At 64.4% G+C, this 2,961-nt stretch carries 4 protein-coding genes; 3 read left to right on the top strand and 1 reads right to left on the bottom strand.

From position 1 onward, the window contains the following. Positions 1–855: Bug family tripartite tricarboxylate transporter substrate binding protein (locus Q0C59_RS19400; protein WP_291218674.1), on the top strand; the 855-nt coding region annotated here is incomplete at its 5' end. Positions 856–858: 3 nt separating this feature from the next. On the opposite strand, the gene Q0C59_RS19395 is transcribed toward Q0C59_RS19400, so the two are convergent. After that, entirely contained in the window at positions 859–1,413 is a 555-nt protein-coding gene (locus Q0C59_RS19395) for a PAS and helix-turn-helix domain-containing protein (RefSeq protein WP_291218672.1), read from the bottom strand. A 90-nt stretch (positions 1,414–1,503) separates the two neighbouring features. Between Q0C59_RS19395 and Q0C59_RS19390 the strand changes: the two genes are divergently transcribed. Together Q0C59_RS19390 and Q0C59_RS19385 are read left to right on the top strand one after the other, a co-directional pair. Continuing rightward, on the top strand, positions 1,504–2,211 hold the full coding sequence (locus Q0C59_RS19390; protein WP_291218670.1) for a CoA transferase subunit A: 708 nt from the start codon (positions 1,504–1,506) through the stop codon (positions 2,209–2,211). A 1-nt stretch (position 2,212) separates the two neighbouring features. Next, positions 2,213–2,851, top strand: coding sequence for a CoA transferase subunit B (locus tag Q0C59_RS19385; protein ID WP_291218668.1), 639 nt, complete (start codon positions 2,213–2,215; stop codon positions 2,849–2,851). Positions 2,852–2,961 lie beyond the last annotated feature (110 nt).

Here is a 2,961-nt window from a genome sequence, read left to right as displayed (position 1 = left end):
GGCGGCGGCACCGACGCGATCGCGCGCATCCTGGGGGAGCGGCTCAAGGAGGAGCTGGGTCACCCGGTCATCGTGGAGAACAAACCCGGCGCGGGTGGGCAGATCGCTGCACAGACCCTGAAGGCTTCCGCGGCCGACGGCAACACGCTGTTTCTGAGCCACGACCACAGCATCACCATCCTGCCGATGGTGATGAAGGCGCCGGGATACGAACCGGCCAAGGACTTCGTGCCGGTGGCTGGCTTCGCCACCTTCGTCAACGCGTTCGCGGTGAGCGGTGGCACGCCCGCCACCGGCTTCAAGGCCTGGGTGGACGGCGTGAAGGCTGCGGGAGGCAAGGGCACGGTGGGCATTCCCGCGCCGGCCTCGGTGCCGCAGTTCCTGGTGCAGGTGATTGCGAAGCAGAACGGGCTGGATCTGGTGGCCGCGCCTTACCGCGGCAGCGCACCCATGATGGCCGACATGTTGGGCAACCAGATTCCGGCCGGCGTGGCCTCTATTCCCGACTTCATTGAAAATCACAAGGCCGGCAAGCTGCGCGTGGTGGCGGTGATGGGCACACAGCGCCAGGCCGCCATGCCCGAGGTACCCACCTTTGCCGAGCTGGGTCTCAAGGGCTTTGAAGACGTGCCGTACTACGGCCTGTTCGCCCCGGCCGGCACGCCCAAGGCCACGCTGGACCGCATCGCGCAGGCGGTGCAAAAGGCCATTGCCCAGCCTGACGTGCGCGACAAGCTCACCGCCATGGGCCTGAGCGTGGGCTTCATGACCGGCGAGCAGTTGGGCGCGAGAGAGCAGGCGTACGGCAAGGTGTGGGCAAAGATCATTCAGGACAGTGGCTTCCAACCACAATGACTGTCACCCGGCGAGGAGGCGATGTACGAGATCCGGCGTGCTGTGCGCGCCGTACTTGCGCATCAGCCGCGCCCGGTAGATCTCCACCGTGCGGTGGCTGATCGCCAGGGCCTTGCCGATTTCCTTGCTGGTGAGGCCGCTCATGAGGTGGGCGGCCACCTCGCGCTCGCGCGGCGTGAGGTCGGCCTTCACGGTGCGGCGTGAGCTCAGGTCCTCGAAGCTCCAGATACCGGCGGCGTGCGGTGTTTCGCGGCTCAACGCGCGCCCGGTCACATGGCACCAGAAGGTCTCGTCTTTCAGCCGGCCACCCACCCGTTTCATGATGCGGTCGTCGGCGTAGGTGCCGCCCTTCCCCAGCAGCGGCGCCATGCGCGCGCCCAGGCGCTCGTATTCGTCGGCGCTGGGATAGAGAATCTGGAAGCTCTGACCCACGAGCTGCTCGCGCGTGGCACCGAACATCTCGCACAGCACCTGGTTGCAGTCGACCATGGTGCGCTCGCGTGAGAGCGCCAGGCCCACGGGTGCCAGGTCGAACGCCAGTCGGTAGTCGATGTCCATGCCAGGTGAGGGTTTTGCTTTACGAGTTACTACGTATGCCGTTACGTAGTATCGTACCGGCTCCCTTGCTTCAACCCAGGAGACAGCAACGTGAACAAGATTTTTCCGAGCGCGGCCGACGCACTCAAAGACATCGTGGCCGATGGCCAGTTGTTCGCCGTGGGCGGCTTCGGCCTCTGCGGCATCCCCGAAGCCTTGATCGACGCACTGCGCGACAGCGGCAAGAAGAACCTCACCGTGATCTCGAACAACGCGGGCGTGGACGGTTTCGGGCTGGGCAAGCTGCTGGAGACGCGCCAGATCACCAAAATGATTTCGAGCTACGTGGGCGAGAACAAGGAGTTCGAACGCCAGTACCTGGCCGGTGAGCTGCAACTCGAATTCACGCCGCAGGGCACGCTGGCCGAAAAGCTGCGCGCCGGCGGGGCCGGCATCCCGGCCTTTTTCACCAAGACCGGTGTCGGCACCATCGTGGCCGAGGGCAAGGAACTGCGCGAATTCGACGGCGAAACCTATGTGATGGAACGCGCGCTGGTGCCCGACGTCTCGTTGGTGAAAGCCTGGCGCGCCGACACCTCGGGCAACCTGCAGTTCCGCTTCACCGCGCGCAACTTCAACCCCGCCGTGGCCATGGCCGGCAAGATCTGCGTGGTGGAGGTTGAAGAGATCGTGGAGAAGGGCGCCATCGAGCCCGACCAGGTTCACCTCCCCGGCATCTACGTGCACCGCCTGGTGCTCAATGCCACGCCCGAAAAGCGCATCGAGAAGCGCACGATCACCCCCAAGGAAGGAGTCTGAGATGCCCTGGAACCAAGACCAGATGGCTGCGCGCGCAGCCCACGAACTCGAAGACGGTTTCTACGTGAACCTGGGCATCGGCATTCCCACGCTGGTGGCCAACTTCGTGCCCGCCGACAAAGAGGTGTGGCTGCAAAGCGAAAACGGCATGCTGGGCATCGGCCCTTTCCCCAATGAAGACGAGGTGGACGCCGACTTGATCAACGCCGGCAAGCAGACCGTGACCACCATCGCTGGCTCCAGCATTTTCGGCAGCCACGACAGCTTTGCCATGATCCGTGGCGGCAAGATCAACCTCAGCATCCTGGGCGCGATGCAGGTGAGCGAGAAGGGCGATCTGGCCAACTGGATGATCCCCGGCAAGATGGTCAAGGGCATGGGCGGCGCCATGGATCTGGTGGCCGGCGTCAAGCGCGTGATCGTGCTCATGGAACACGTGGCCAAAAAGAAAGACGGCACCGAAGACCTGAAGATCCTCGACCAGTGCACCTTGCCGCTGACCGGCGTGGGCGTGGTCAACCGCATCATCACCGACCTCGGCGTGATGGACGTGACGCCTGAAGGCCTGAAGCTGGTGGAGCTGGCGCCAGGCGTGACGCGCGAGTTCATCCAGTCCAAGACCGGGCCCACGCTGATCTGAGGGCTAAAATCCCGCCAGTCCAACGCCCGCCACGAGCGGGCGTTTTCTTTTCCGAATCAAGCCCCTCCCTTGGAAGCCTTCCTCATCTCCACCGGCATCGTCGCCCTCGC

This window comes from Hydrogenophaga sp., assembly GCF_022844385.1.
In the GTDB taxonomy this organism is placed as follows: Bacteria; Pseudomonadota; Gammaproteobacteria; order Burkholderiales; family Burkholderiaceae_C; genus Hydrogenophaga.
Note: the sequence above shows the minus strand (reverse complement) of the source record. Positions and strands in the feature narration are given on the sequence as shown.